24 protein-coding genes are annotated in these 25,722 nt (G+C 70.1%); 9 read left to right on the forward strand and 15 right to left on the reverse strand.

Annotated elements, in window-relative coordinates:
- Window positions 1–58: 58 nt before the first annotated feature.
- Window positions 59–2,209 carry an FAD/NAD(P)-binding protein gene (locus BLW00_RS14845; protein WP_175494295.1) on the forward strand — a complete coding sequence of 717 codons (2,151 nt, stop codon included), beginning with the start codon at window positions 59–61 and terminating at the stop codon, window positions 2,207–2,209.
- A 146-nt stretch (window positions 2,210–2,355) separates the two neighbouring features.
- Here the strand turns inward: BLW00_RS14845 and BLW00_RS14850 are convergent, their stop codons facing one another.
- From BLW00_RS14850 to BLW00_RS14875, 6 genes are all read right to left on the reverse strand, one after another.
- Window positions 2,356–4,620 carry a glycoside hydrolase family 31 protein gene (locus tag BLW00_RS14850; protein ID WP_092555500.1) on the reverse strand — a complete coding sequence of 755 codons (2,265 nt, stop codon included), beginning with the start codon at window positions 4,618–4,620 and terminating at the stop codon, window positions 2,356–2,358.
- Window positions 4,617–5,774, reverse strand: coding sequence for a glycoside hydrolase family 15 protein (locus tag BLW00_RS14855; RefSeq protein ID WP_092555502.1), 1,158 nt, complete (start codon window positions 5,772–5,774; stop codon window positions 4,617–4,619). The genes BLW00_RS14850 and BLW00_RS14855 overlap by 4 nt, the downstream gene beginning before the upstream one ends.
- A gap of 75 nt (window positions 5,775–5,849) precedes the next feature.
- Window positions 5,850–7,097: an ABC transporter substrate-binding protein gene (locus BLW00_RS14860; RefSeq protein ID WP_092555504.1), complete on the reverse strand. Its 1,248-nt coding sequence runs from the start codon at window positions 7,095–7,097 to the stop codon at window positions 5,850–5,852.
- 34 nt (window positions 7,098–7,131) lie between these two features.
- Window positions 7,132–8,007 carry a carbohydrate ABC transporter permease gene (locus tag BLW00_RS14865; RefSeq protein WP_217634386.1) on the reverse strand — a complete coding sequence of 292 codons (876 nt, stop codon included), beginning with the start codon at window positions 8,005–8,007 and terminating at the stop codon, window positions 7,132–7,134.
- Window positions 8,000–8,971, reverse strand: coding sequence for a carbohydrate ABC transporter permease (locus tag BLW00_RS14870; protein WP_217634387.1), 972 nt, complete (start codon window positions 8,969–8,971; stop codon window positions 8,000–8,002). The genes BLW00_RS14865 and BLW00_RS14870 overlap by 8 nt, the downstream gene beginning before the upstream one ends.
- Window positions 8,968–10,185, reverse strand: a complete 1,218-nt coding sequence (locus BLW00_RS14875) for an ROK family transcriptional regulator (protein ID WP_092555506.1) — start codon at window positions 10,183–10,185, stop codon at window positions 8,968–8,970. The genes BLW00_RS14870 and BLW00_RS14875 overlap by 4 nt, the downstream gene beginning before the upstream one ends.
- Before the next feature lie 192 nt (window positions 10,186–10,377).
- Between BLW00_RS14875 and BLW00_RS14880 the strand changes: the two genes are divergently transcribed.
- Window positions 10,378–10,647 (forward strand): hypothetical protein, encoded by a 270-nt coding sequence (locus tag BLW00_RS14880; RefSeq protein ID WP_092555508.1) that lies wholly within the window; start codon window positions 10,378–10,380, stop codon window positions 10,645–10,647.
- Between the two features lie 30 nt (window positions 10,648–10,677).
- On the opposite strand, the gene BLW00_RS14885 is transcribed toward BLW00_RS14880, so the two are convergent.
- Window positions 10,678–11,067, reverse strand: a complete 390-nt coding sequence (locus BLW00_RS14885) for a winged helix-turn-helix transcriptional regulator (RefSeq protein WP_092555510.1) — start codon at window positions 11,065–11,067, stop codon at window positions 10,678–10,680.
- 137 nt (window positions 11,068–11,204) lie between these two features.
- Here BLW00_RS14885 and BLW00_RS14890 point away from each other — a divergent pair, with 137 nt between their 5' ends.
- The 5 genes from BLW00_RS14890 to BLW00_RS14910 all read left to right on the forward strand — a co-directional run bounded on the left by BLW00_RS14890 (window position 11,205) and on the right by BLW00_RS14910 (window position 15,232).
- Entirely contained in the window at window positions 11,205–11,804 is a 600-nt protein-coding gene (locus BLW00_RS14890) for an NADPH-dependent FMN reductase (protein WP_092555512.1), read from the forward strand.
- A gap of 261 nt (window positions 11,805–12,065) precedes the next feature.
- On the forward strand, window positions 12,066–12,878 hold the full coding sequence (locus BLW00_RS14895) for an ABC transporter ATP-binding protein (protein ID WP_092556154.1): 813 nt from the start codon (window positions 12,066–12,068) through the stop codon (window positions 12,876–12,878).
- On the forward strand, window positions 12,860–14,440 hold the full coding sequence (locus tag BLW00_RS14900; protein ID WP_092555514.1) for a transporter: 1,581 nt from the start codon (window positions 12,860–12,862) through the stop codon (window positions 14,438–14,440). Before BLW00_RS14895 ends, BLW00_RS14900 begins: the two co-directional genes overlap by 19 nt.
- Window positions 14,441–14,547: 107 nt before the next feature.
- On the forward strand, window positions 14,548–14,802 hold the full coding sequence (locus BLW00_RS14905; RefSeq protein ID WP_139256727.1) for a DUF2191 domain-containing protein: 255 nt from the start codon (window positions 14,548–14,550) through the stop codon (window positions 14,800–14,802).
- 4 nt (window positions 14,803–14,806) lie between these two features.
- Window positions 14,807–15,232: a type II toxin-antitoxin system VapC family toxin gene (locus tag BLW00_RS14910; RefSeq protein WP_092555518.1), complete on the forward strand. Its 426-nt coding sequence runs from the start codon at window positions 14,807–14,809 to the stop codon at window positions 15,230–15,232.
- A 34-nt stretch (window positions 15,233–15,266) separates the two neighbouring features.
- Here the strand turns inward: BLW00_RS14910 and BLW00_RS14915 are convergent, their stop codons facing one another.
- Window positions 15,267–16,076 (reverse strand): DUF1206 domain-containing protein, encoded by an 810-nt coding sequence (locus BLW00_RS14915; protein WP_092555520.1) that lies wholly within the window; start codon window positions 16,074–16,076, stop codon window positions 15,267–15,269.
- Between the two features lie 116 nt (window positions 16,077–16,192).
- On the opposite strand from BLW00_RS14915, the gene gltX reads away from it, so the two are divergent.
- Complete coding sequence (gltX, locus tag BLW00_RS14920; protein ID WP_092555522.1) at window positions 16,193–17,707, forward strand: glutamate--tRNA ligase; 1,515 nt, start codon at window positions 16,193–16,195, stop codon at window positions 17,705–17,707.
- On the opposite strand, the gene BLW00_RS14925 is transcribed toward gltX, so the two are convergent.
- The 7 genes from BLW00_RS14925 to BLW00_RS14955 all read right to left on the reverse strand — a co-directional run bounded on the left by BLW00_RS14925 (window position 17,708) and on the right by BLW00_RS14955 (window position 24,959).
- Window positions 17,708–18,289: a M15 family metallopeptidase gene (locus BLW00_RS14925; protein ID WP_092555524.1), complete on the reverse strand. Its 582-nt coding sequence runs from the start codon at window positions 18,287–18,289 to the stop codon at window positions 17,708–17,710.
- A gap of 145 nt (window positions 18,290–18,434) precedes the next feature.
- Window positions 18,435–19,118 (reverse strand): response regulator, encoded by a 684-nt coding sequence (locus tag BLW00_RS14930; protein ID WP_092555526.1) that lies wholly within the window; start codon window positions 19,116–19,118, stop codon window positions 18,435–18,437.
- Window positions 19,115–20,395: a sensor histidine kinase gene (locus tag BLW00_RS14935; protein WP_175494296.1), complete on the reverse strand. Its 1,281-nt coding sequence runs from the start codon at window positions 20,393–20,395 to the stop codon at window positions 19,115–19,117. The genes BLW00_RS14930 and BLW00_RS14935 overlap by 4 nt, the downstream gene beginning before the upstream one ends.
- Window positions 20,395–21,432: a D-alanine--D-alanine ligase family protein gene (locus BLW00_RS14940; RefSeq protein WP_092555530.1), complete on the reverse strand. Its 1,038-nt coding sequence runs from the start codon at window positions 21,430–21,432 to the stop codon at window positions 20,395–20,397. The genes BLW00_RS14935 and BLW00_RS14940 overlap by 1 nt, the downstream gene beginning before the upstream one ends.
- A complete protein-coding gene (gene alr / locus BLW00_RS14945; RefSeq protein WP_092555532.1) occupies window positions 21,429–22,607 on the reverse strand; it encodes an alanine racemase in 1,179 nt (392 codons plus the stop codon). The genes BLW00_RS14940 and alr overlap by 4 nt, the downstream gene beginning before the upstream one ends.
- A 92-nt stretch (window positions 22,608–22,699) precedes the next feature.
- Window positions 22,700–24,079, reverse strand: a complete 1,380-nt coding sequence (locus tag BLW00_RS14950; protein WP_092555534.1) for an NAD-dependent succinate-semialdehyde dehydrogenase — start codon at window positions 24,077–24,079, stop codon at window positions 22,700–22,702.
- A gap of 106 nt (window positions 24,080–24,185) precedes the next feature.
- On the reverse strand, window positions 24,186–24,959 hold the full coding sequence (locus BLW00_RS14955; protein ID WP_175494297.1) for a hypothetical protein: 774 nt from the start codon (window positions 24,957–24,959) through the stop codon (window positions 24,186–24,188).
- Window positions 24,960–25,056: 97 nt separating this feature from the next.
- On the opposite strand from BLW00_RS14955, the gene BLW00_RS14960 reads away from it, so the two are divergent.
- Complete coding sequence (locus BLW00_RS14960; RefSeq protein WP_175494298.1) at window positions 25,057–25,722, forward strand: DedA family protein; 666 nt, start codon at window positions 25,057–25,059, stop codon at window positions 25,720–25,722.

The raw sequence follows: 25,722 nt of genomic DNA on the forward strand, positions 1-25,722 counted from the left end.
GGTGTCACGCACCGTCACAATGCCCCCGCGTGGTGGACAGGATGCCGACGCTTGTGGAATGACCGCCTCTTTTCCACCGTCGTTCACGGCCTCCTCGCGCACGCCCGTCTCCCTCGCCGTGATCGGCGCCGGTCCCCGCGGCGTCGGCGTTCTCGAGCGGATCGCCGCCAACCTCGGCGAACTCTGGAGCGACGGCACCCCGCTTCTGGTGCACCTCGTCGACCCGCACCCGGCAGGCCCGGGTCGCATCTGGCGCCACGATCAGTCACCACTGCTGAAGCTCAACTCGATGGCCGCCGACGTCACGATGTTCACCGACGAGTGCTCCACCATCGATGGACCGGTGCGACCGGGTCCCTCGCTCGTGGAATGGGCCGAGCAGGTGCGATCGGGCGTCATCCGGATACCCCCGACCGACCTCGACGACGCGCTCCGGTCGGAGCTGCTGCACCTCGCACCGGCGAGCTTCCCCACCCGCCGGCTGCAGAGCCTGTATCTGCGCTGGTTCCACCGGGAGACGCTCGCCCAGCTGCCCGACACCGTCGAGGTGCGCGAGCACCGGGCACGGGCGCGATCCGTGCAGGAGACCCGCGACGGCCGGCAGCGGGTGCTTCTCGAAGGCGGCGAGGCGCTCACCGTCGACCTCGTGCTCTACTCCCTCGGGCACACCGGCGCCGATCCGGAGCCGGAGCACGCCCGCCTCATCGACTTCGCGGCGCGCCGGGAGCTGTATTACCTGCCACCCGCCTTCACGGCGGACGCCGACACCCGGGCGATCGCGCCCGGCCAGCGGGTACTCGTGCGCGGCTTCGGTCTCGCCGCGGTCGACCTGATCGTGCTGCTGACCGAGGGGCGCGGCGGACGGTTCGTGCGCGAGGGCGCGGGCGACGGCACCGGCCCGTTGCGCTACGAGCCGTCGGGCCGCGAACCGCGGATCGTCGTGGGCTCCCGGCGGGGTGTGCCCTACCATTCGAAGATCGGCTCCACCTTGGTGGGCGAGGCCCCCGTGGCGCGATTCTTCACGCCCGCCATCGCGGCGGCCCTCGAGGCCGAGCGCGACACCCTCGACTTCGCCTCCGACGTCTGGCCGCTCATCGCGCAGGAGATGCTCTGGGGCTATTACCGCGAACTGTTCACCGGGCATCCGGAGCGCGTGAGCCTCGGCTGGGCGGAGTTCGCAGCGCGGTTCGAGGTCCTCGACCCGCGGGCGTCGATCCTGGCCGAGGCGTCGGCGACCGGGCCCGCGCAGGCGTCCGCCCCGTCGCGTTCGCAGGGTCACGCCCGGCCCGATCTCGGCGACCCCGACGACGAAGCCCGGGTGCGACGCGACGCGACGGCTCTGACCGCGCTGATCGAGACATCCGTGATCGACGAGATCGACCGCGTGTTCCTGCCCGCGCTCGACCGGCCCCTGCACGGCGCCCGTTTCGACGACGCCGAGGGACTGCAACGCGCCGTGCGCGAGTACATCGAGCGCGACCTGCGTCTGCGCACCCTGCCCGAGCACAGCGCGACCCTGGGCCTGTTCATCGCGTTGCTGACGGCGCTCTTCGCTTTCGCCGAACTGATCCCGTCGCCGAAGTGGACGGCCCGATCACGGGTGCGCGACATCAACGGCTGGTGGCTGGGCTGGTTCAGCTTCATCGCCAGTGGTCCGCCGGCCCATCGGCTCGAGGAACTGCTGGCGCTCTCGGAGGCCGGGGTGGTGGAGTTCCTCGGCGGCGAGATGTGGCTCGAGGCCGACGAGGAGAACGGATGCTTCCGCGCCGGCAGTGCGAACCTCGACCGGGTGGTCACCGCGACCGCCCTGGTGGATGCCCGCCTGCCCGACACGAGCATCGCCCGCAGCGACAACGAGCTGCTGCGCGCGCTCGTGGCGTCGGGCACGGGCCTGGAGGAGATCGCCCGTGACGCGGACTTCTCGTCGCCGACCGGGCGCCTGGCCGTGCGCCCGGCCGACCGGCGTGTGCTGCACGGCACCGAGCATCCGTCCGACCGCAGCTACGCCATCGGGCCGTACACGAACTCGCCGTTCGTCGGTGCGTTCTCGAGGCCCCGCACCAACGCGGTGGCGTTCCGTGAGAACGACCGCGTGGCGCGGGCCCTCCTCCAGCACGCGGCCGAGATCGCGGCCGAGCGGGAGGCGCTGCCCCTGCCCGGTCGCTTCTCCGACCAGCTCTGGAACGAGTTCGTAGCCCAGCCACGCTGAACCGGAGTCCGCCTCAGCGGCGGAATGCCTTGCGCGCCAGCCAAGGTCTCCTCGGTTCGGGGTGCAACGGTCCTGTCGACCCTAGGCAGCCGCCTGCCCTCGGCGCCCGCCCGCCTCGTCACACGGCGTCGTGCGCCGTAACACCGTTACGCGCCGCCCGGGAAGAGCTCGCCGAGCGCCGGCCAGGCCTCTGCCCGCACATACACCGGCACCTCGCCGATCGGCGTCGGCCGCTCCAGCATCCGATCGCCGCGGGACTCCTCACCCGTCCAGGCATCCACCCAGCGGCCCTCCGGCAGCAGCACCTCGTGGGTCGTCTCGCTGGGCTGCACGACAGGAGAGACGAGCAGGTCGTCGCCGAGATACCAGTGCAGTGGATGCTCCCACACCCGTTCGTCATGCCCGTGATCGAAGTAGAGCGGTCGCATCAGCGGGCGCCCGCTGCGGATGCTCGAGGCAGCCGCCGCGGTGAGATACGGCACGAGCCGCTCCCGCAGCTGGGCGAACTCGCGGAACACCGGCAGCACCTCCGCCGAGCCGGTGCGCTCGGCGATGTTCCAGGGCGTGCGGTCGCGCGAGGGCAGGCGGTGGTGGTTGAACTCGGAGTGGTACTGCATGATCGGCGCGAACACCGAGGTTCCGGATGCCCGCAGGTACAGTTCGGCGTCGGGAACGTCGCCCGAGAACCCCGCGATGTCCCAGCCCCAGTAGAGGATGCCGCAGGCGGCTGCGGAGAGCCCGGCGTTAAGCGACCAGCGGTACGCCTCCCAGGTGGAGTTCTCATCGCCGGCCCAGAACGCGCCGTGCGCCTGCGAACCGGTGAACCCGGCGCGGCTGAAGGTGACGGGTGCCTTGCCGGAACGCTCGAGCAGATCGCCGTAGGCCTTCGCGTAGGCGACGGGGAAGCGGTTGTTGCCCTCGTCGCCGCGGGTGCCGTCGAGGTAGAGCAGCTCCCGACCCCAGGCGTGCTCGCCGCCATCGGTCTTGAACCCGTCGATGCCCACCTCGTCGACCAGGTAGCGTCGCTTCTCGGTCCACCACCGCGCCGCCCGTTCGTCGGTGAGGTCGGGCATGAGACCGAGGGGGAACCACCAGCCGCGGTTGCGGTACGGACGGATGGTGCCGTCAGGCGCCTCCTCGCGGATCAGCATGTTCTCGCGCACCGCGGCTTCGGCATCCGCTCGCACCTGCCCGGCCGGGTGCGGCCGCATCTTGATCAGCGGGATCTGCCACAGGTGCAAGCGGATGTCGCGCGCATGCAGCTCGTCGACCATGCCCTTGGGGTCGGGCCACGCGCCTTCGGCGGGGAACTCGAATGCGTCGAGCGTGAGCGGTCCGCCGTCGGCGGCGACCTGGTAGCGCGCATCGCGGAAGACGGTGAAGGTGCTCTCGTCGCTCCAGGCCTCGATCACGATCGAGCCCACGGGGATGTCGTGCTCGCGGTGGAGTTCGGCTTGTAGCATCACTTCGTGCTGCGTGTTCCACTCGTTGCCGCTCGCCCAGAGCCGGAAGACCCACGACGGCAGCTCCGTGGGGCGGCCCACCTCGGTGAGGAAGGCATCGAGCACGGAGGTGGGGTCGCCCGGATAGAGCGCGACGTCGACCCACGGCTCGGCAGACTCGAGCGGCGCGTCCGTCTCGACCTCCACGGCCAGCCGGGAGCGGTCGGCTGCGCCCACGTCGAACAGCACACGACGTGAGGTGCGCACGTGGAATCCCCAGCCCTCGCCGCCCACCACGTGGGCGAACGGCATCGGCAGGTAGGTCTTGCGCTCGGCGCCCTGGCTCTTGTACTGCTCGAACAGCACCGAGTCGACTTCGGAGCCGCGGTGGTCGACGGTGTCGAAGCGCTCGCCGAATCCGGTGACGTGCTCGGTGGGAGCCAACTCGAGAGCGAACGCCACCCGGCGCACCCGCTCGCCGTCGGTGAGCACGCGCACACTGCCCGGAACCAGGCGCTCGAAGCCCCCGGATGCCTCGGTCGACACCCCACTGTCGGCGGCGTCGCGCCAGGCATGCACCGGGGCCTCGAACCAGCGGGTGCGTTCGGTCGTGCCGTCGGCCCGGGTGCCCGCGAAGCGGTAGCGGATGCGTTCGTCCGCCACCAGGTCGTCGAGCACCACGCGCCAGCCGCCCGAGCTGCGGGCGAGCCGCGCCTGGGCCGAGGCGAGGTGACCGCCGTCGATCGTCTGGCCGCGCGAGGTGCGCTCGACGGCTTCAGCGGGGAGCACGGCGCTCGTAGCCGATTCGCCCGGCCGGTGCCGTTCGAGCTCCAGCTCGACGCCCGTGACGCCGGGGGAGGTGCGCACGCCGAGAACGAGCGGCTCGCCGGCGACGGGGAAGTACGGTTCGCGCTGCTCGGTGTCGACCGAGAACGGATGCCCGGAGCCGGCCGGCCGGTGACGGATCATCGGTCGCCCTCCGCTCCGAGCGGTGCCACGACGCCGAGGTCGACGGCGAGGCGGAGATACATCGCGTGGCTCCAGAGGAGCGGCGACGCCACCTCGCCCCACCGGTCGACCCATTCGGCCGTGCGGTCAGGGGCGAGCAGGTGGCGGCCCACCTGCTCGGGCAGCTGCCCGTCGTCGGCGGCGGTCGAGGCCGCCCACTCCAGCGCGTCGAGAGCTCCCGCGCGGTCGCCTCCGGCCAATCGGGCCAGCCCGAGGAAGCAGCTGAGCAAGGGCCATTGACCCCCGCCGTAGAAGGTGTCGGCGAGGTACCGGTGCACGCCGCCGTCGGCGTTCAGCTGCTCGTCGACCGCGGCCACGGTGCGCCGGCCGAGCTCGCTCCGGGCATCCACCACGCCCAACGGGCTGATCACCGCGAGCAGGCTCGCATCGACCTCGGCAGAGCCGAGCCACTTGGCGAGATGCCCGTCGCTCGTGCCCTCGCGCTCGATCAGGTCGAGAATGGCCGCCACCGCGGCATCCGCCCCCGCCCGCCGCTCGCCGCCGACGAGCCCGGACCGCGAGACGGCCCGGAGGCCGGCCGCGATGCAGCCCAGGGTCGAGACGTGCACCTCGCTCGCGTGCTCCTCCCACCAGTCGAAGCATGACCGGCGCCACGACGACAGGAGGTAGTCGACCGACAGCTCGACGGCCACCTGCCACCGCTCGGTGTCGACGCCGTGCCGCTCGGCGTGCTCGGCGAGCGCCCACAGCCAGGTGCCGTAGCCGTCGAGCTGGAAGTCCCACCAGTCGTCGGTGCCCTCGGTTCCGTCGAGAGCGAACCGGGTCGCCAGCATCTCGGCGTCGGGAACCGGGTTGCCCGCCCCCGCCCGCTGCACGATCCGCTCGATCGACGCCGAGCGTGCCTGCAGCACCCCGGCGCACCAGTCGAAGAACCGGCCGGCCGACTCCACTCCGCCGTACGCGGAGACCGCGTCGGCGGTGAACGCGCCGTCGCGGAACCAGCTGTAGCCGGCATACGCCGAGAAGGTCGGGCTCGCGGGGTAGGCTCCGGAGGCGTGCTGCTCGGCCACGATCAGCTCGTAGCTGCTCGAGGCGAGGGCGGCCAGTGATGCGGGCGTCTGCGCAGCGGCTGGCCGGGTGGCGGCGTCGGTCATCATTCTCTTTCTGGTGCGGAGTCGGTCGACGGATGTCGCGACGGAACGGGCGGCGGGACGGGGCGGGATGCGGGATCAGCCGCCGATGACGGCGTCGATCCGTTCCTGAGCCGAGGAGAGGGCGTCTTCGACGCTCTTGCGTCCCGATTGGGCTTCCACGAGCTCCTCGGTCATGATGTCCTGCATCTCTTGCTGACCGGTGGCCACCACGGGAGGCAGGGCGATGCCGTCGAGCGAGTCGAACACGGCCTGGCGGTTGGCGGGGTCGCCCTTGCCGAGGTAGGTGTCGAGCTGCGCCTCGTCGGAGATGGGCGGGAGCTCCCAGCCGGCGTCGAGCCGGGTCTGCACCATGACGTCGGACGAAGTGAGGTACTCGGCCCACTTCGCGGCGGCATCCTGGTGCTTCGACGACGCCGAGACGGCGACGGCGTTGGAGAACACGGCACTCGCCTTGTCGGTGTTGCCCGGCTCCACCGCGATGTCCCAGCCGAACGGCACGTCGGCCATCGAGCTGAACACCCAGATGCCGGTGTGCAGCATGGCGAGCTTGCCGTCGGTGAAGAGCTTCGTGTCGAAGTCGGGGGTGCCCTGACCCTGCTCGATGGTGGGCATCACGGTGCCGCTCTTCTCGGTGAGCCACTTCGCGGCCTCGATGCCCTCGGGAGTGTTGAAAGCGGTCTTCGTGCCCGAGTCGTCGAGGAAGCTGCCGCCGTTCTGGGCGAGCGTCTTGTAGTACTCGTAGAAGCTCACCGGCTGGTGGTCGCCCCAGATGCCCGCTGCCTGATCGGTCAGCTTCTCGGCGGCGGCCTTCTCGTCGGCCCAGGTCCAGTCGGAGGTGGGGTACGACAGGCCCGCGGCGTCGAAGAGATCCTTGTTGTAGTAGAGCACCACGTCGGAGAACGAGCTGGGCAGCGCGTACTGCGTGCCGTCGGTCTGGTAGGCCTCGAGCAGGGTGGGGCGGTAGGCGGCCGGATCGGCGACGGTCAGCGGCGCGAGAACACCGTTGGCCTGGTACTGCGCGTAGTTGGCGTACTCGATGTCGAACACGTCGGCGGCGGTGCCGGCGGCCAGATCCGTCTGCAGTGCGGTGCCGTAGTCGGCGTAGGGGAGCGTCTTCACGTCAACCGTGATACCCGGGTTCGCCTTCTCGAATCCGTCGACGATGGTCTGCAGGTTCTCTTCGTTCCCGTCGTTGGAGATGAAGTTCGAGTAGGTGATGGTGACGGCGTCGTCGCCGCCGGTGCCCGACGACGAGCATCCGCCCAATGCGAGGACGGTGGCCGAGGCCGTGAGGCCGGCGACGACCAAGAGGTGGCGTTTCATGCTGGTATCTCCTTTGATGTGATGGTGCTTCGGGCTACTTGATCCCGGAGTTGGCGACGCCCTGGATGACGTATTTCTGGGCGAAGAGGTAGAGCGCGAGCATCGGGATGATGCTCACGACGGAGCCGGCCATCACGATGTCCCACTGCGTCGTGTACTGGCCCTGTAGCCCGGCGAGGGCGATCGGCAGGGTCTGCAGCTCGGGCGAGCGCAGCACCACGAGAGGCCAGAGGAAGCTGTTCCAGCTGCCCATGAAGGCGAACACAACGAGGGTGGCGATGGCGGGCCGGATGTTCGGCAGCATGATCGTCCAGAAGATGCGGAAGTGCCCCGCGCCGTCCAGCGTCGCCGCCTCGTCGAGTTCGAAGGGCACCTGGTTCATCGCCTGCCGGAGCAGGAAGATGCCGAACGCCGAGGCGAAGGTGGGCAGCAGCGCGCCGAGGTAGGTGTCGATCAGGCCGAAGGCCTTGAGCTCCGCGAACAGCGGCACGATCAGCACCTGCAACGGGATCATCATGGTGGCGAGATAGACGCCGAACACCGCGGTGCGGCCCCGGAACGCCAGACGGCTGAAGGCGTAGGCCGCCGTCGCACTGGTGAACAGCTGCACGATCGTGGTGATCGCGGCCAACAGGATGCTGTTCAGCACCACCTGCGCGAACGGCCGCTCGGTGAACAGCTGCTGGTACGCGGCGAGCGACGGATCGGTCGGCACCACCTCGGGCGTCACGCCGAGGCCTGCCCCGGGGCTGAGCGAGGTGACGAGCGTCCAGTAGAAGGGGAAGAACATGATCAGCGCGCCGGCGATCATCACCACGTGCAGCACCACGAAGCGCACGCTCACCCGGCGGCGCCGGCGCACGGGGGCGAGACTGGCCACGGGCATCCGGGTCGTCAGCGACTCAGCCATAGTTCACCCACCTCCTCTGACCGCGGATCTGCACGACGGTGACCGCCAGGATGACGATGAAGAGCATCCACGAGAGCGCGCTGGCCTCCCCGGCCCGCCCGTAGCGGAAGGTGAGGTCGTAGATCTGCTGCACCACCACCTGCGATGCGCCGGCCGGACCACCGCCGGTCATCGCGTACACCTGGTCGAACACCTGGAAGCCGTTGATCAGCGAGATGATCAGCACGAAGAACGTCGAGGGCGACAGGAGCGGCAGCGTCACCGAGAACAATCGTCGCCACCAACCCGCGCCGTCGACCTTCGCGGCGTCGTACATGTCGGGGTTGATCGTCTGCAGGCCCGCCAGCAGGATCACCATCACGAAGCCGAGATCCTTCCAGGCCGAGGCCAGGATGATCGAGGGCATCGCCCAGTTCGGATCGGTCCACCAGCCGGGGCCGGCGATGCCGAAGAACCCGAGCACGGTGTTCACCACGCCGTTCGACGGATTCAGCAGCCAGCGCCAGACCAGGGCCACGACGATCCAGCTCGTGACGACCGGGAGGAAGTAGACGCCGCGCAGGAGGGTGCGGCCCTTCAGCGCCGAGTTGAGCGCGAGCGCCAGGGCGAGCCCGCCCACGTAGACCAGCGGCAGGTAGCCGACGATGTAATAGAGGGTGTGCAGGAACACGTCTCCGGTGCGCGGGTCGGTGAGCAGCGATGCGTAGTTATCGAGACCGATCCATTTCGCCGGGGCGAGCAGGTTCCAGTCGGTGAAGCTGATGCCGGCCGCGGCCACCATCGGCCCGAGCACGAACAGCAGCATGGGGATGGCGCTCGGCAGCAGGAAGGCCAGCACCACGAGGGCGTACCGGAGGCGCGAGCGGCGTCCGGGCCCGCGCCCTGTCACCGGGCGCGGGGGAACGGGCCGGCGTGGCGCATCCGTCTCCTCCGCGGCGATCGCGGTGGCGGGAACGGCGGTCACGATGCGCCGGCCTCTCGCGAGCTCGACTGCTCGACGAGCCGCTCGCGCACGAGGCGACCCTGGTCGCCGGCGACGCCCTCGGAGTCGAACGGCGTGGCGAGCACGAGGGCGGCGGCGCCCTGCGCCCAGCTGTCGTCCTGCCAGGTCTCCACCTCCACCGGGATGCCGCGGCGGCGCGCCATGAGGTGGGAGCGGAGGGCTGGTTCGAACCCGAACGACCAGTGGCGCCAGGCCGCGGTTCCTTCGCCGAGCACCACCACGAGTTCCGGATCGACGGTGTGCACGACCCCGGCGATGGTGCGGCCGAGGAGCGCACCCGCCTCGCCGAAGATGCGGGCGGCGCGTTCGTCGCCGTCGTCGGCCGAGGCGCGCAGCTCGGCGATGCCGCTGTGCTCGCCGAGTGCACCGGCCTCTCTGGCGCGGGCCACCAGGGCGGCTTCGCCGATGTAGCTCTCGAGGCAGCCGTGGTCGCCGCAGACGCAGAGCGGACCGTCGTCGCTGACCGGGATGTGGCCGATCTCGCCGGCGCCCCCGCTGCCGCCGCGCAGGATGATCCCGTCGGTCACGATCGCGGCGCCGATACCGGTACCGATCGTGACCACGAGCATGTTGTCGGCGTTGCGGCCCAGGCCGTAGAGGCGCTCGGCGACGGCGAGGGCGTTGACGTTGTTCTCCACGATCACCGGCAGCGCGAGCCCGCGCCGCAGCACGTCGCCGACCGGCACCTGGTTCCAGCCCAGCTGCACCGAGTCGACCACGCCGTTGCCCTGCCGGTCGACGCTGCCCGGCACGCCGACGCCCACGCCGAGCAGGGGGAGGGCGTTGCCTCCTTCGATGAATCTCTGGATGAGTTCCATCAAACGGCTGAGGAACATCGAGTCGGTGGCGTCGAACGGTTCGCTCGCCGATCGGAGCACCCGGCCGTCGAGCCCCGACTCCACGAAGGCGAGATGATCGGCCGACACCTTCACGCCCACCACCCGGCCGGCGTTGGACACCAGGCCGAGCAGTCGCGCGGGGCGGCCGCCCTGGGAGGGGAGCTGCTCGCGTTCCTCCACCAAACCGTCGGCGATGAGGTCTTTCGTCAGCTGCGTGATGAGAGCGGGGGAGACGCCGAGCGTGCGGGCGAGCTCCGCCCGCGAGGCCGGCCCGACCGCTCCGAGCCGTGCCAGCACGGCGGATCTGCTGACGTCAGCGCTGTTGTATCGTGCCACGATGCATCCGTTACTTCAGGAATAAATTAAGTCCTGCACAAAGTAACACACGTCGATGGCCGAGCGCCAGAATCTCTTCGCCACGATTTCGTCACGGCCCGGAGATGGCCCCGAGACGCCGCGTCACGGCCCTCTTCACCCGCGACCGGCTGATCGATAATCTGAGGGCAACTCTCCAGGAAGGTTCCGACGATGGCCGCACCGCAGAACATCACCCCCGACTCGCGCCAGATCCTCGACCAGATCGAGTACCACGCCACGACCCACAAGATCGGGTGGAACGACCTTGTCACCATGCTGAAGGAGGTGGCGGAGGTCGAGGAGAGCCACGGCGGCGGCAAGATCGACGTGCACCTCGGCAACCAGCGCCTCGAGATCCGGCGCCCCGACGGCGTACCGGTCTCCGAGGCGACGGTGCTCGAGGTCCGTCGGATGTTCAAGCACGCGGGCTGGATGGGCTGACGTCCACGCTTCTTCGGATCAGCGACGTGCTCAGCCGTCGAAGCGCGCCCGGCTCGCCTCGATCTCGGCCTGGTGCGTATGCGTCCACTGGATGAAGGCCATCACCGGTTCGATCACCGTCTCACCCAGTTCCGTGAGTGAGTACTCCACGCGCGGGGGCGACTCGGCGTAGCTCTGCCGGCGCACCAGCCCGTCGCGTTCGAGCGCGCGAACCGTGCGGGTGAGCATCCGGTGGGAGATGCCCTCGACCTCCGCCATCAGGCGAGTGAAGCGGTGCGGGCCGTCGTCGAGCGCCTTGATCACCCGCATCGACCACTTGTCGCCCGTCATCGTGAAGATGTCGCGCACGAGCTCGCGGCTCTCATTCACATCGCAGACTCGCTCCAGTTCGTCGTAGGAATCCACGAGCTCTGCCGTCATGTCGGGTTACGTCCTCTCATGTTCATCACGCACCTCAAAGTGCGTGGCCGGGAGCGGGACTAAATCCGCATCGGCGTTGTTGTGCATCACTGACAACGCGCATTACGCACGATTCGTTCCTGAAGGAGACACACCACATGACCAAGATCGGGATCATCCTCGGCAGCACCCGTCCGGGACGCAACGGCGAAGCCGTGGCGAGGTGGGTGACGGAGATCGCCTCCCGCCGCGACGACGCCGAGTTCGAGCTCGTCGACCTGGCCGACTTCCCACTGCCGCACCTCGACGAGGCCGTGCCCCCGTCGATGAACGCCTACCAGAACGATCACACGAAGGCGTGGTCGGCCAAGATCGCCGAGTTCGACGGCTTCGTGTTCGTGACGCCGGAGTACAACCACTCCACCTCGGGCGTGCTGAAGAACGCGCTCGACTACCTCTACACCGAGTGGAACAACAAGGCCGCGGCATTCGTGAGCTACGGCGGCGTGGGTGGAGCCCGCGCGGTCGAACATCTGCGTCTCATCGCCTCGGAGCTGCAGCTCGCCACCGTGCGCGCCCAGGTCGCCATCTCGATCGTCACCGAGTTCGAGAACTACTCGACCTTCAAGCCGGGCGACCACCTCGAGCCGCAGGTCGGGGTCATGCTCGATCAGCTCGTGGCCTGGTCGAAGGCTCTGGCGCCGCTGCGCGCCGGCTCGATCGACCTCGACGAGCTCGAGGAGTCCGTCGCGGCCTGATCGGCCTCGACCTCCGCGCGTCACCGCGCGACCGCACCACCCGGGGGCCGGGTCAGCGGGCCGATACCGGCTCGATGGCCCGGCCTTCTCGTCGACCCGCTCGGGCCGGCCGTCGTCGCGATGGCAAAGCCGATTCGCGCGTCGTCGGCGGGTGGAGTTGTCGCCCGCGCGGGTTCGGACCAGAGTGGAAGGGCCTTGACCGTAGGGGGAACACGCATGTCAGACCATTCCGCGCCGGTGCCCGCCGCCGCGCCACCGGCCATGTCCGCCCCGACGGCCGTGCCCGGCCCGGCGGCCGCATCCGGTCCCGCATCCGCCGGGCCGCCCGCTCTGCAGCTCACCGGCCTCACCAAGCGCTTCGGCGAGAAAGTGGCCGTCGACGACCTGAGCCTCACCGTGCCCGTCGGCTCGTTCTACGGTCTCGTGGGCCCCAACGGCGCCGGGAAGACGACCACCCTCTCCATGGCCACGGGCCTGCTGCGACCGGATGCCGGTCAGTCGCTCGTTCACGGCGTCGACATGTGGCGCGATCCGATCACGGCCAAGTCCCTCGTCGGCAACCTCTCCGACGGCGTCAAGCTCTTCGACCGTCTCACCGGCGAACAGCTCGTCACCTACAACGGCCTGCTCTTCGGTCTCGACCGCGCCGAGGTGGCCGAACGCGTCGGCGACCTCCTGAAGCTGCTCGACCTGGAGCAGGCGGCCGGCACCCTCGTGGTCGACTATTCGGCCGGCATGACGAAGAAGATCGCCCTCGCCTGCGCTCTCGTGCACGCACCTCGGCTGCTCGTGCTCGACGAACCGTTCGAGTCGGTCGACCCGGTGTCGGCGGCGAACATCCGCGACATCCTCACCGGCTACGTGCAGAACGGCGGCACCGTGATCGTCTCCAGCCACGTGATGGACCTGGTGCAGCGGATGTGCGACCACGTCGCCGTCGTCGCCCACGGCCGCGTGCTGGTGGCCGGCACGGTCGACGAGGTGCGCGGCTCGTCGACGCTGGAGGACCGTTTCGTCGAACTCGTCGGCGGCCGCACCCACGCAGAGGGGCCGGAATGGTTGCGACGCTCGTAAAGCTCCGCTTCCTGGTGCTCCGCAACTCGCTGAAGCGGAGCGTCTGGCAGCTGGTGGCCGTGATCATCGGCGCCGTCTACGGGCTCGGCATCCTCGGCGTCGCCGTGGCGGGTCTGGTGGCGCTCGGGTTCGCGCCCACCGAACTCGCGACGACCGTGGTGGTCCTCGCCGGGTCGGCGGTGGTGCTGGGCTGGATCGTGGTGCCGCTCGTGGCCTTCGGCGTCGAGCAGACGCTCGACCCGGCGCGGCTCGTGGTGTTCCCTCTGCCGATGAGCAAGCTGCTGGTGGGCCTCACCGCCGCCGGCGTGCTCGGCGTGCCTGGCATCGTCACCTCGATCGCGGCGCTCGCCACGATCGCCACCTGGATCCGCTCGCCGTTCGCCGCCGTCGCTGCGGCGGTCTGCGCGGTGCTCGCCGTGCTGACCTGCGTGGTCGGGTCGCGCACCGTGGCCGCCCTCTCGACGAGTCTGCAGTCGCGGCGGCGGTTCCGCGAGCTCGCGGGCATCCTCGTGTTCATCCCGCTCATCCTGCTGGGTCCGATCATCGTCGGGCTCTCGCGCGGCATCGCGCTGTCGGCGGATGCGCTGCCCGGCATCGCGCGGGCGCTCAGCTGGTCGCCGCTCGGCGCGCCCTGGGCGGTGCCGGCCGACATCGCGATCGGCGATTTCGGGGCAGCCGGGCTGAAGTTCCTCATCGCGTTGGCCACCCTGGCGCTGCTCGTGGTGATCTGGCGCTGGAGCCTCGGCGTTGCGCTCGTCTCACCCGTGAGCTCGGGCGGCAAGCGCGTCGCGCGCGGCAAGACGGGGCTGTTCGGGGTGCTGCCGGCCACACCGGCCGGTGCGATCGCGGCGCGGGCGTTGACCTACTGGCGGCGCGATCCGCGCTATGCGCGACAGCTCATCGTGGTGCCGCTCATCCCGGTGCTGCTCTGGTTCTACTCCAACAACATGGGCTCGCTCGCTCTGCTGAACGCGGCCGGCCCGATCATCGCCTTCCTGCTCGCCCTCGGCCTCTACACCGACATCTCCTATGACGGCACGGCGTTCGCCACTCACATCGCTGACGGCGTGCGCGGGCGCGACGATCGCATCGGCCGGGTGGCGGCTCTCGCCATCATCGCGGTGCCTCTCGTGATCCTCATCACGGTGGGCTCCGTGGCCGTGAGCGGGTCCTGGTCGTTGCTGCCGATGCTCTTCGGCCTGTGTGCCGCCGCGCTCCTCGGCGGCTTCGGGGTGGTGAGCGTCTCGTCGTCGCAGCTCATCGTGCCGGTGCCGGCGGCGGGTGACAATCCGTTCAAGTCGGCGCCCGGCGCGGGTTTCACCACGGCGCTCTCGGCCTTCGCAACGTGGGGGGTGCTGCTGCTCCTGATGATCCCGGCATCGGTGCTCGCCGTGCTGAGTCTGGTGTTCTCGTCGGTCCTCCTCGGCTGGTTGACGCTGGTCGTGGGGATCGTGCTCGGAACGGTGTTCTTCGTCATCGGGGTGCGCATCGGTGGCGCCCAGCTCGACCAGCGGGCGCCCGACCTCCTGGTGCGCCTCCGTGCCCAGCGCTCGGCGGCCTAGCCGCCTCGTCCACTCCTACCCTCATCGGCGCGGAGGGTGATCTCTCCACAGATCGTTGCCTGAGGTTCCATCGATACTGCTAGCAGTATCAGATGTAGGGTATGACCATGAAGACGACGTTCGACATCCCGGAACCCCTGGTGAAGGAGATCAAGCGCATCGCGCGCGAACGGGGCGTGACCGCGCGAGCGATCGTGCAACAAGCGCTCACGCGGGTGGTGGAGGAGGCGTCGACGGAGAAGAGCTTCAGGTTGCCCGATGCGAGCGTCGTCGGGTGGAGCGCCATGGAGCAGACCATGCGCGGGCGCGTCGAGCGAGACCGCGGGTTGCACGACCTCGTGCTGCAGTCGTACGAGCGGTAGACGGATGCGCGCCGTCGACACGAACGTGCTGATCTACGCATTCCTCGCCGATTCGCCGTTGCATGACCGGGCCGCGGCCGCCGTTCGCGAACTCGCCGAGAGCCCGGCGGCCTGGGCCATCCCGTGGCCGTGCATCCATGAGTTCTACGCCGTCGTGACGAATCCGAAGATCTTCGCGGGTGGGTCGCTCGCCTCGGCGGCGCGACGGCAGATCGACGTCTGGCGGTCGTCGCCGTCGCTGCAGCTTCTGGGTGAGACGAGTTCGCATTGGGTGACGCTCGAGCGCATCCTCGACGGGGCCGGCGTGGTGGGGCCACGTGTTCATGACGCCCGGATCGCCGCGATCTGCATCGATCACGGCGTGACCGAGATCCTCACCCAGGATCGTGACTTCGCGAGCTTCGAGGTGGCGGTGGTGGGGCTGAGTTAGCGGTACCGCCCGGGAGCGTGGCGGCCCCGAGGGGTCAGAGACGAGCCAGGCGGGCTCGGGCGCCGAGGAAGAGGCCGTAGAAGATGAGGCCGACGCCCACCGCGACCAACACCACGACGCCGAACGGCAGGTCGGTGAGCGCCTTCAGGGCGCCGTCGAGACCGGAGGCCTTCTCGGCGTCGTAGGTCGCCGCCGCAACCACGAAGAGCACGCCGACCACGCCGAGCGCCACGCCTTGGGAGAGGTACCCGACCACGCCGACCACCGTGACCACTCGGCCGGCCGTGCCCGCCGGCGTGTGGATGAGTTTGCGGAAGGTGCGTCGGATACCGATCGAGACGAACCCGATCCCGAACCCCACGACGGCGAGCCCGACCGCCACGAGCAAGAAGACTCCGCCCGGCGTGGCGAGCAGCGTGGCGCTCGCGGACTGACTGTTCTCGGAGGAGTCGCTCGATCCGCCCAGCGCGAAGATCAACGCCGTGCTGCCGAGCACGACGTAGACCGCGGCCTTGCCGGCTTCGGTGGCGCGCCTGCCCCACTTCTTCTTGGCATCCGGATCGGAGGCGAGGATGACCTGAGCGACCTCCCAGAGGCCGAGCGCGAAGAGGCCGACCACCGCGATCCACAGCACCACGAGTCCGCCGGGGGTGTCGGAGAGCCCCTGGAGCGCTCCCGTCTGGTCGGCGTCGCCGCCCTGCCCGCCGTGGAACGCGATGCCGATCGCGATTCCGCCGATCAGGATGTGCAGCAGTCCGTTCACGGCGAAGCCCGATCGGGCGAGCACGTGGAAGATGCGGCTCCGGCTGACGTCTCGTACGGCGCGTTTCGGGGTCGCGGTCATCTCCCCAGCGTGGCACCGCGTCTTCTCCACGGCACGCCTGTGGAGAAGGCGGATCGCTCCACAGGATGCGCGGCCCGGCACCCTCGACGAGCGCCGCCCCGTAGAATCGACGGGTCATGAGCGCAACTTCCCCGCATCCGTTCTCCACCGCCACCGGAGCCGACGTCCGCGTCCGGTTCTGCCCGAGCCCCACCGGCACTCCGCACGTCGGTCTCGTGCGCACCGCCCTGTTCAACTGGGCCTACGCCCGGCACACCGGCGGAAAGATGATCTTCCGCATCGAGGACACGGATGCGAGCCGCGACTCCGAAGAGAGCTACGAGCAGATCATCGACGCGCTCACCTGGCTCGGCCTGAACTGGGACGAGGGGGTCAACGTCGGAGGCCCGCACGCGCCCTACCGGCAGTCGCAGCGTTACGACATCTACCGCCGCGTCATCGCGCAGCTGCTGGAGTCGGGCCACGTCTACGAGAGCTTCTCCAACGCCGAGGAGATCGACGCCCGCAACGAGGCCGCCGGCCGCGCGAAGCAGCTCGGCTACGACAACTTCGACCGCGACCTCACCGAAGAGCAGAAGGCCGCCTTCCGCGCCGAGGGCCGGGAGCCGGCCCTGCGGCTGCGGGTGCCCGACACCGATCTGTCGTTCGACGACCTGGTGCGGGGCGAGATCACCTTCCCGGCCGGGTCGTTCACCGATTTCGTGATCGTGCGGCCGAACGGCCATCCGCTCTACACGCTGGTGAACCCGCTCGACGACGCGTTGATGGGCGTCACCCACGTGCTGCGCGGCGAAGACCTGCTCTCGTCGACCCCACGGCAGATCGCGCTCTACCACGCGCTCATCGACATCGGCATCACCACGTTCGTTCCGCGCTTCGGCCACCTGCCCTACGTGATGGGCGAGGGCAACAAGAAGCTCTCCAAGCGCGACCCCGAGTCGAACCTGTTCCACCACCGCGACCGCGGCTTCATCCCCGAGGGTCTGGTGAACTACCTCGCGCTGCTCGGCTGGTCGCTCGCGCCCGATCGCGACGTGTTCTCGCTCGACGAGATGGTGGCCGCCTTCGACGTGGTCGACGTGCTGCCCAACCCGGCGCGCTTCGACCTCAAGAAGGCCGAATCGATCGACGGCGACCACATCCGTCTGCTCGCGGTCGACGACTTCGCCGAGCGGCTCGTGCCGTATCTCGAGGCGGCCGGTGTGGTGAGCGCTCCGCTGAGCGAGGCCCAGCGCGGCATGCTGTCGGCGGTCGCGCCGCTCGTGCAGACCCGGATGGCGCTGCTCGGCGAGGCGCCTGACCTCGTGGGCCCCTTCTTCGTGACGACCGAGGAGCTCGGCTACACCGAAGACGCGCTGGCGACCCTGCCCGACAACGTGGGGCTCGTGCTCAACGGCGCCATCAACGCACTCGAAGACGTCGCCCTGCCGGAGTGGTCGCATGACACCATTCAGGCGGCGCTCGCCACCGCACTCGTCGACGGGCTCGGTCTCAAGCCGCGCATCGCCTACGGTCCGCTCCGCGTGGCGGTCGCGGGCCGCAAGGTGTCGCCGCCGTTGTTCGAGTCGATGGAGATCCTCGGCAAGGAGGAGACCATCGCCCGCCTCGACAAGCTGGTCAAGGCCCTCTAGTCACCCCGCCGAACCGTCGGTGAGCTGCGGCGGACAGGTGCCGGTGTCGTCGGCCGCGAGTTCGAAGTGCCAGGCCTCGTTCGCATAGATCTGGCAGAGGCCGAACTCGCCACCGAAGCGATTGAGCCAGTCCATGGCGTCGGCGGTGGCGATGTCGACGGCTTCACCGAGCACGTGCTTCGACTGGTCGGGCTGCTTCACCCACCGGGCCGCTTCGTCGACGCTGCCGTACTGCGCGACCGCCTGGTCGAAGAGGTACTGCTGGTAGCGGGCGCTCCGCCAACCGTCGACCAGGGTGAACCGCACGTCGCTGGCGGCGGCGGCCTCGGCCGCGCGCTGCAGTGCGTCGCGCAGCCGGCTGTCGAGCTGGGTGACGGCCGGCACGTCGTCGGTCAACGCCACGCTCTCGCCCACCGGGATGAAGCCGTCATCGGGGCCGAGCTCGGCGGAGGCGCCGACGGGGAGGCGGTCGGGTGTGCCCGCGCTCTGCGCCGCGGCCACACCGCCCACGAGACCGCAGCCCGAGAGGGCGAGGAGAACGGATGCCGCAGCGGCGGCGGCGAGGAGGGAACGGAGATGCACGAGAGATCCTTTCTGATCGGATCCAGCCTCGCCATCGCCGCCGGCTCGCGAATCCGCACGCGGTTCCGATCGGCTCCACCGCAGGTGCCCGGATCTCTGCACCTCGGACCCGGACGAGTGACCTCAGGTGCCGGAGACCGGCCGCTCAGACCAGGTCGTACTCGTAGGCGAACACGACGATCTGCACCCGGTCGCGCAGCGCGAGCTTGCGCAGGATCGAGCCCACGTGGGTCTTCACCGTCGACTCGCTGGTGAAGAGAGCCTTCGCCACCTCGGCATTGGAGGCTCCCCGTGCCACGGCGTCGAAGACGTCGCGCTCCTTCTCGGTGAGCGTGCCGAAGCTCTCCGGCGCCGGGGCCCGCTCCGGAAACCGCCCGCTCAGCAGCGCCGCGAGGTTCTGCGGTGCGAGCACGGCGTTGCCAGCATGAACAGTGCGGATGGCGTCGATCAGCATCGCAGGAGTGGTGTCCTTCAGGATGAATCCGCTCCCGCCGTGTCGGATGGCGGTGGCCGCGCGGTCGTCGAGGTCGAAGGTGGTCAGCACCAGCACGCGCACCGGGTGCGAGCGCTGCTGCGCGCGGTCGGGGAGGAAGATCTGGCGGGTGGCCTCGACGCCGTCGAGCTCGGGCATCCGGATGTCCATCAGCACGACGTCGGGGGCGAGTGCGTCGACGAGCTGCACGGCCTCGGCCCCGTCGCTCGCCGTTCCCACGACCTCCAGGCCTGGCTGGGCGTCGATGATCACGCGCATGCCCTCGCGGAAGAGGTCCTGGTCGTCGACGAGCAGCACGCGGATCGTGGGCGGGTCGCCGCTCACCGGTTCGCTCACGGCAGCGCCGTCTCGAGCGGGCGCCCCGCGCGCACGGGCAGGGAAGCGGTGACACTGAAGACCGGGGACCCGGTGGGGGAGTCGTGCACCTCGAGCGAGCCGCCCACCGATTCGAGCCGCCGCGCCATCCCGGCGATGCCGCTGCCGCCGGGGAGGCCGGTCGCGGGGTCGTCGCCGGACGCGCCCTCGGACTCCCCGCCGACAGACGAGACAGGATCGGTGTGGTTCGTCACGGTGATGCGCAACCGGTCGTCCCACTGCCGGGTGACCGCGATCGCGCCGTCGCGCCGACCGTGTTTCAGGGCGTTCGTGAGCATCTCCTGCAGCACCCGGAACGCCACCGTGGCGAGCTCGGGCGGCAGCGGCCGCGGCGACCCGAGGTCGGTCACGAGGATCTCGTTGCCGCTGGCGCGCGTGGTGTCGATGAGCGTGTCGAGGTCGGTGCGGTGCTCCGGATCGCCGTCGGGTGACGCGAGCACCCCCCGAACCTCCTGCAGCGAGGTGCGAGCCGTGGAGGCGATGTTCGCCATCGTGCGCTTGAGTGCGACCGGGTCGGCGCTGTCGAGAAACTGGGCCGACTCCGCCTGCGCCAGGATGACGGTGAGCGAGTGCCCCACCACGTCGTGCACGTCGCGGGCGAGTCGGGCCTGACTCTCCCGGAGTGCCGCGATCTCGGTCATCCTCGCCCGCTCGAGCTGAGCGCTCAGCGCCTCGGCCTCCGCCTCCGACTGGGAGCGCTGCGAGGCGCGAGCCGCACCCCAGTAGCGGGCGGCGAGCCCGGCGAACCAGGGCAGCGCGAGCACGCCGGCGATCATCGGCAGCACGACCAGTGGCCAGGAGATGCCGCTGTCGACGAGCGGCACGATCACGTTGCGCAGCACCCGGGTGCCCCAGAGGCCGTTGGCGAGGATGCCGACGTAGCTGATGGCGAAGAACGTCGCGATCGGGATGGAGAGCCCGCTGGCCCAGAGAAGCGGCCGTGAGCCCCAGCGCGCGAGCCCGAAGGCCACGCCCACCACCGCGAGCTCGATCACCATGAGATCGGTCGTGGTGGCGGCCTGCAGCACCAGGAGTGCCCAGAGGATGCCGAACGACCACCATCCGGCGTGCCGCACGAGCGCGACCGCCACGGCGGTGCCGAGGGCGACGACCAGCGTGACCGTGCCGCCGGCGTAGCCGGAATACGCGTTGGTGTAGGCCTCCCAGAAGCCCAGCAGCAGGATGACGAACCCGATGGCGACATCGGGGGCCCAGGTGCGCACGATCGGCGAGTGCATCATGCCATTATCTCCGGAGAGGCTGAGCATCCTTCGACCTGCTGAGTGGGATGGGCAGAGGGCGGAGCATCCGGCCGAGCATCCGCCGTCTGCCGCTGGGCCAGGGCGCCTTCGACCAGCAGATCGAGCAGCTCGGAGTAGCGGATGCCGGCCGCCGCGAACATCCGCGGCACCTGCGATTGCGCGGTGAAACCGGGAGTGGTGTTGACCTCGTTGAGCACCGGTCCGTCGGAGGTGAGGAAGAAGTCGATCCGGGCGACGCCCGAGCAGTCGAGGGCGTCGTACATCCGTTCCGCCGCCCGCTCGAGCTCCCAGCGCTCCTCGTCGTGCAGCACCGCCGGAACCCGGAAGACGGCGTGTCCGCCGTACTTGGTGCCGCGGTCGAACACGCCGTCGACCACGATCTCCAACGGCGGTGTGACGATCGTCGCGCCGCCGGCCAGACGCAGCACCGCGACATCGATCTCGCGGCCCTCGAGTCGCTCTTCGACGAGGATGTGGTCGTCGACGGCGAGCGCGGCCGCGACGGCATCGGTGAGCGCGGCCGCCGAGGTCACGAGCGACACCCCGACGCTCGATCCGGCCGACACCGGCTTCACGACCACGGGCTCCCGGAAGCGATAGGCGTGCGCCGTGGTGCGGTCCAGCAGCACGGCAGCGGCGGTGGGGATGCCGGCGGCGTTCGCGAGCAGTTTGGTGACGCGCTTGTCCATGCCGATCGCCCCCGCGCCGATGCCCGACCCGACGTAGGGCACGCCGGTCAGCTCGCAGAGAGCGGCGAGGGCGCCGTCTTCGCCGAGTCGCCCGTGCACCATGGGGATCGCGACGTCGCATCCGCGGAGCACGTCGATCGCGCGCGCCAAGCCGATCTCGATCCCCGCGTCGTCGCGCCAGTGCCCGGCCCGGTCGATGGTGAGGGCGATGACGTCGTAGCGCGATCGGTCGAGCCCCGCCGCGACCGCTGCGGCCGAGGCCAGCGACACCTCGTGCTCGGGGTTGCGTCCGCCGCCGATCACGACGGCCTGCAGGCGGCTCACGCGACACCCCCGGTGGCCTGCAGCTGCAGCGGCTCGCCGGCCGAGCCGCGCCGCGATCCGCCCACCGTACGCCGTCGCACCCGGCTCCCGACGCGGGTGACGATCTCGTGCTCGATCGTGCCCGCCCAGTCCGCCCACTCGGTGACCGTGGGTTCGCCCGATCCACCGGGCCCGAACACGGTGACCGATTCGCCCACGCCGGCGCCGGAATCGCCGAGGTCGATCACCGCCTGGTCCATCGACATCCGCCCGACCACTGGATGCCGCCGCCCCCGCACCAGCACCTCCGCCCGCCCGGTCGCACTGCGGGGCAGGCCGTCGGCGTAGCCGAGACCGATGAGTCCGAGCCGGGTCGAGCGTGGAGCCGCCCAGTCGTGCCCGTAGCCGACCGAGGTGCCGAGCGCGACCTTCCGCACGAGGAGCAGGGGTGCGGTGAGGGTCATCGGCGACGTGAGTCGCGCGGTGCGGGAGAGATCGATGCCCACCAGTCCGGCTCCCACCCGGCAGGCCGTGAAGTGGGTGCTCGGCAGGGTGAGGGTGGCCGAGGTCGCGGCGAGGTGGAGGATCTGCGGATCCAGGCCGGTGAGCCGGGCGACATCGAGCGCCCACTCGAAGAGCGCGCGGCCGAGGCGGTTGCTCGGTGCTCCGGGGTCGTCGCCGTCGGCGAGGTGACCCATCAGGCCCACCACCCGGATGCGGCCGGCGAGCTCGGCATGCCGCGCTTCGCGGCAGAGGTCGATCCAGCCGGTCGGCTCGGCGCCGTCGCGGGCCATGCCGGTGTCCAGGTGCAGGTGCACCCGGGCGACGCCCGTGGTGCCGGCGATCGATCGCAGGTGGTCGACGCTCGGAGCGGCGAGGTCGACACCGGCGTCGACGGCGCCCTGGTAGTCGTCTCCCGGATGGCTCAGCCAGCAGGTGATCGGCGCGGCGATGCCGGCTCGGCGCAGCGCGAGCGCCTCGTCGATCGTGGCGACGCCGAGCCGCGCGGCTCCGTTGGCCAGGGCCGTCTCGGCCACGGCGACGGCGCCGTGGCCGTAGCCGTCGGCCTTGACCACGGCCATCAGTTCGCCTGCGGTGCGCGCGGCGAAGAACCGGGTGTTGGCGGCGACCGCATCGAGGTCGACGGTGAGCAGCGGACCGGCGGCCGTGATCGCCGTCGAAGGGAGTGACGTCATTCCCGGCACGTTACGGCGGCCGCAAGTGCCGCTGCATCCGCCGGAGGTACAGGCACGCCCACCGCTGGTACCGATCGGCGCCGACGCCCCTTCTACGCGATGCGGATGAGCTTCTTGTTCACGAACTCTTCCAGTGCGAAGCGGCCCATCTCGCGGCCGGAGCCGGAGCGCTTCACGCCGCCGAAGGGCAGTTCGGCGGCGTCGCCGAGCACGAGGTTGATCCACACCATGCCGGCGTCGATCGCGTCCGCCACGCGGAGGGCCTGCTCGGGATCGGTGGTGTAGACGTAGGAGCCGAGGCCGAACGGGGTGTCGTTGGCCAGGCGCACGGCGTCGTCTTCGGAGGCCACCCGGTAGAGCGCGGCGACAGGGCCGAAGAACTCCTCGTGGTAGGCGTCCATCTGCGGGGTGACGTCGGCGAGCACGGTGGGGCCGAAGTAGTTGCCCGAGCGGGAGCCTTCGGCCAGCACGGTGGCGCCCTGCGCCTTGGCCCGGTCGACCTGCTCGCTGAGCCGCTCGGCTGCGGCGGCGGAGGAGAGCGGGCCCAGCACGGTGCCTTCGGCCATCGGGTCGGCGGGCTGCGCCGCGGTGAACGCCTCGGTGAACTTGGCGGCGAAGTCGTCGTAGAGGCCGTCGAGCACGATGAAGCGCTTGGCGGCATTGCAGGACTGGCCGTTGTTGTCGAGACGGGCGTTCACGGCATCCTGCACCGCCGCATCCACGTCGTCGGTGGAGAGCAGGATGAAGGGGTCGGAGCCGCCCATCTCGAGCACGACCTTCTTGAGGTGCTTGCCCGCGAGCTCGGCCACGGCGGCGCCGGCCCGTTCGGATCCGGTGACCGAGACGCCCTGCACGCGGGGGTCGGCGATGACGGTGGCGATCTGCGCGTTGGTGGCGTAGATGTTCACGTACACGCCCGCCGGTGCACCGACGGATGCGGCTGCCTCGGCGAAGATGTCGGCGATCGCGGCGGCCGACTCGGGGCACTGGGGTGCGTGCTTGAGCAGGATGGTGTTGCCGGCGACGATGTTCGGTCCGGCGAAGCGGGCGACCTGGTAGTAGGGGAAGTTCCACGGCATGATGCCCAGCAGCACACCGAGTCCGGCGCGGCGGATGAACGCGGAGCCGGTGCCGTCGGAGAGTTCGATGGGCTCGTCGGCGAGGAACTCGGCGCCGTTGTCGACGTAGTACTGGTAGATCGCGGCGGCGAAGTCGACCTCGCCGAGGGCCTGCTCGAGCGGCTTGCCCATCTCGCGCACCACGATCTCGGCGAGCTGCTCGCGGCGTTCGGTGTGCAATTCGGCGACCCGCGCGATCAGCGCCGCCCGCTCCGCCACACCGACCTTGCGCGACCAGCCCTCGAAGGCGTCAGAGGCGGCGCCGATCGCGGCCTCGAGCTCGCTGTCGCTGATCGTGGGGTACTCCCGCAGGGTTTCGCCCGTGGCGGGATTGATGACGGCGTAGTCGCTCATGTCGTGCTCCTTCGATGGTGCGGGGTTGAGAGATGGTATCGCTCGGCGGTCGGGCGTGGCACCGCCGATCTGGCAGGTCTCGCCGATTCTCGCGCCAAGTCGGCAATCAGGCTTCGCCGCGCATCCGGCGGAGCCACAGCCGTCGCCCGTCGATGTACGGCTCGATGTCGGTCACGCGGAGGAGTGCGACGTCTTCGAAGGGCACGTCGCGGGCCACCACCGCGAGGGTGCGACCGCCGAGCGTCGTGGCCGCCCACCACACGGCGCCGCGCACCCAGACCTCGAACGGCTCGCGCCGGCCGTCGACCTTGAGGTCGACGATGCGGTCGGGCAGGTGCTCGGTGGGGGAGACGGGACGGTACCAGGAGGTGGTGCGCGCCTGGAGCAGGCTTTCGCGGTGGCGCAGCCGGTCCACGACGGCGCGACTGTCGCCGGTGCGCCAGTGCACGTGCACGTCGAAGGGGTCGGACAAGGCGGCGGCCGACGCCGCGACCGTCGAGGCACCCTCGGCGGCGGCGCTGCCGCCGGCGCCGGTGAGGCGTGCCTCGAGCGACGCGAGGGTGGCGGCGTCGTCGTCGGCGTCGGCGTGGTCGCGGGTCGCCGGGGAATCGCGGTAGCCGTCGCGATCGGATGCGAACCCACCCACCGCGGCGGGATCCTCGTCGGCTCGCGGGCTCGGCGGGATGACCGCGGGCATCGCCCGGGCATACGACAGCACGCGGGTCTGGCCGCCGAAATCCCACTCGGTCACCATCGAGAATCCGGGCCAGCGCACCAGGCCGAAGGCGTGGGTGGGCGCGAAGGTGGAGCGCAGTCGCGCATCCGTCTCGTCGACATGCGTCCAGAACTCGTCGGGTGTCAGTTGGCGACCGAACTGCATGCTTCCAGCCTGCCACTCCGCAGGGCCCCTGTCGCCCACCGATCCGGCTGAGAATGCATGGATTCGCTGTGCAGGCGAACGCACTAGGGTCAGATCCATGGCGCCCACCGACCTCTTCAACATGCAGGGCGCCATCGAAGGTGCGGGAGCGTGGGGCCTTCTCATCGTCTGCGCGATCGTGTTCGCCGAGACGGGCCTCCTGATCGGTTTCTTCCTACCCGGCGACACCCTCCTCTTCTTCACCGGACTGCTCACCTTCACCGGGGCGATCCCGTTCCCGCTCGCGGTGGTCATCCTCTGCGTCTTCGTGGCCGCGTTCCTCGGCGACCAGCTCGGCTACGTGATCGGCCGGCGCGCCGGGCCGGCGATCTTCGAGCGGCGCGATTCCGGCATCTTCAGCCGCAAGAACGTCGACCGCACGCAGGCCTTCTTCGACCGATTCGGCGGCTGGGCCGTCACCATCGCCCGCTTCGTCGGAGTGGTGCGCACCTTCGCCCCGGTCGCCGCCGGTGTCGGCAAGATGAAGTACACCCATTTCGCGGGGTTCAATGCCCTCGGAGCGGCGCTCTGGACGACGGCGATCATCGGGCTGGGCTACGCGCTCGGCTCGATCCCGTCGGTGGCGTCGATCGTCGAGCGCTACATGGAGTGGGTGCTGATCGGCATCGTCGTGCTGACCGTCGGTTCCGCCCTGTTCGCCTATCTCCGTCAGCGGGCAGCCGCTCGCAAATCGGGGGTTCGCAAGGCCGCCGACCAGGAGTAG

The organism is Herbiconiux ginsengi (genome assembly GCF_900107435.1).
In the GTDB taxonomy this organism is placed as follows: domain Bacteria; phylum Actinomycetota; class Actinomycetes; order Actinomycetales; family Microbacteriaceae; genus Herbiconiux; species Herbiconiux ginsengi.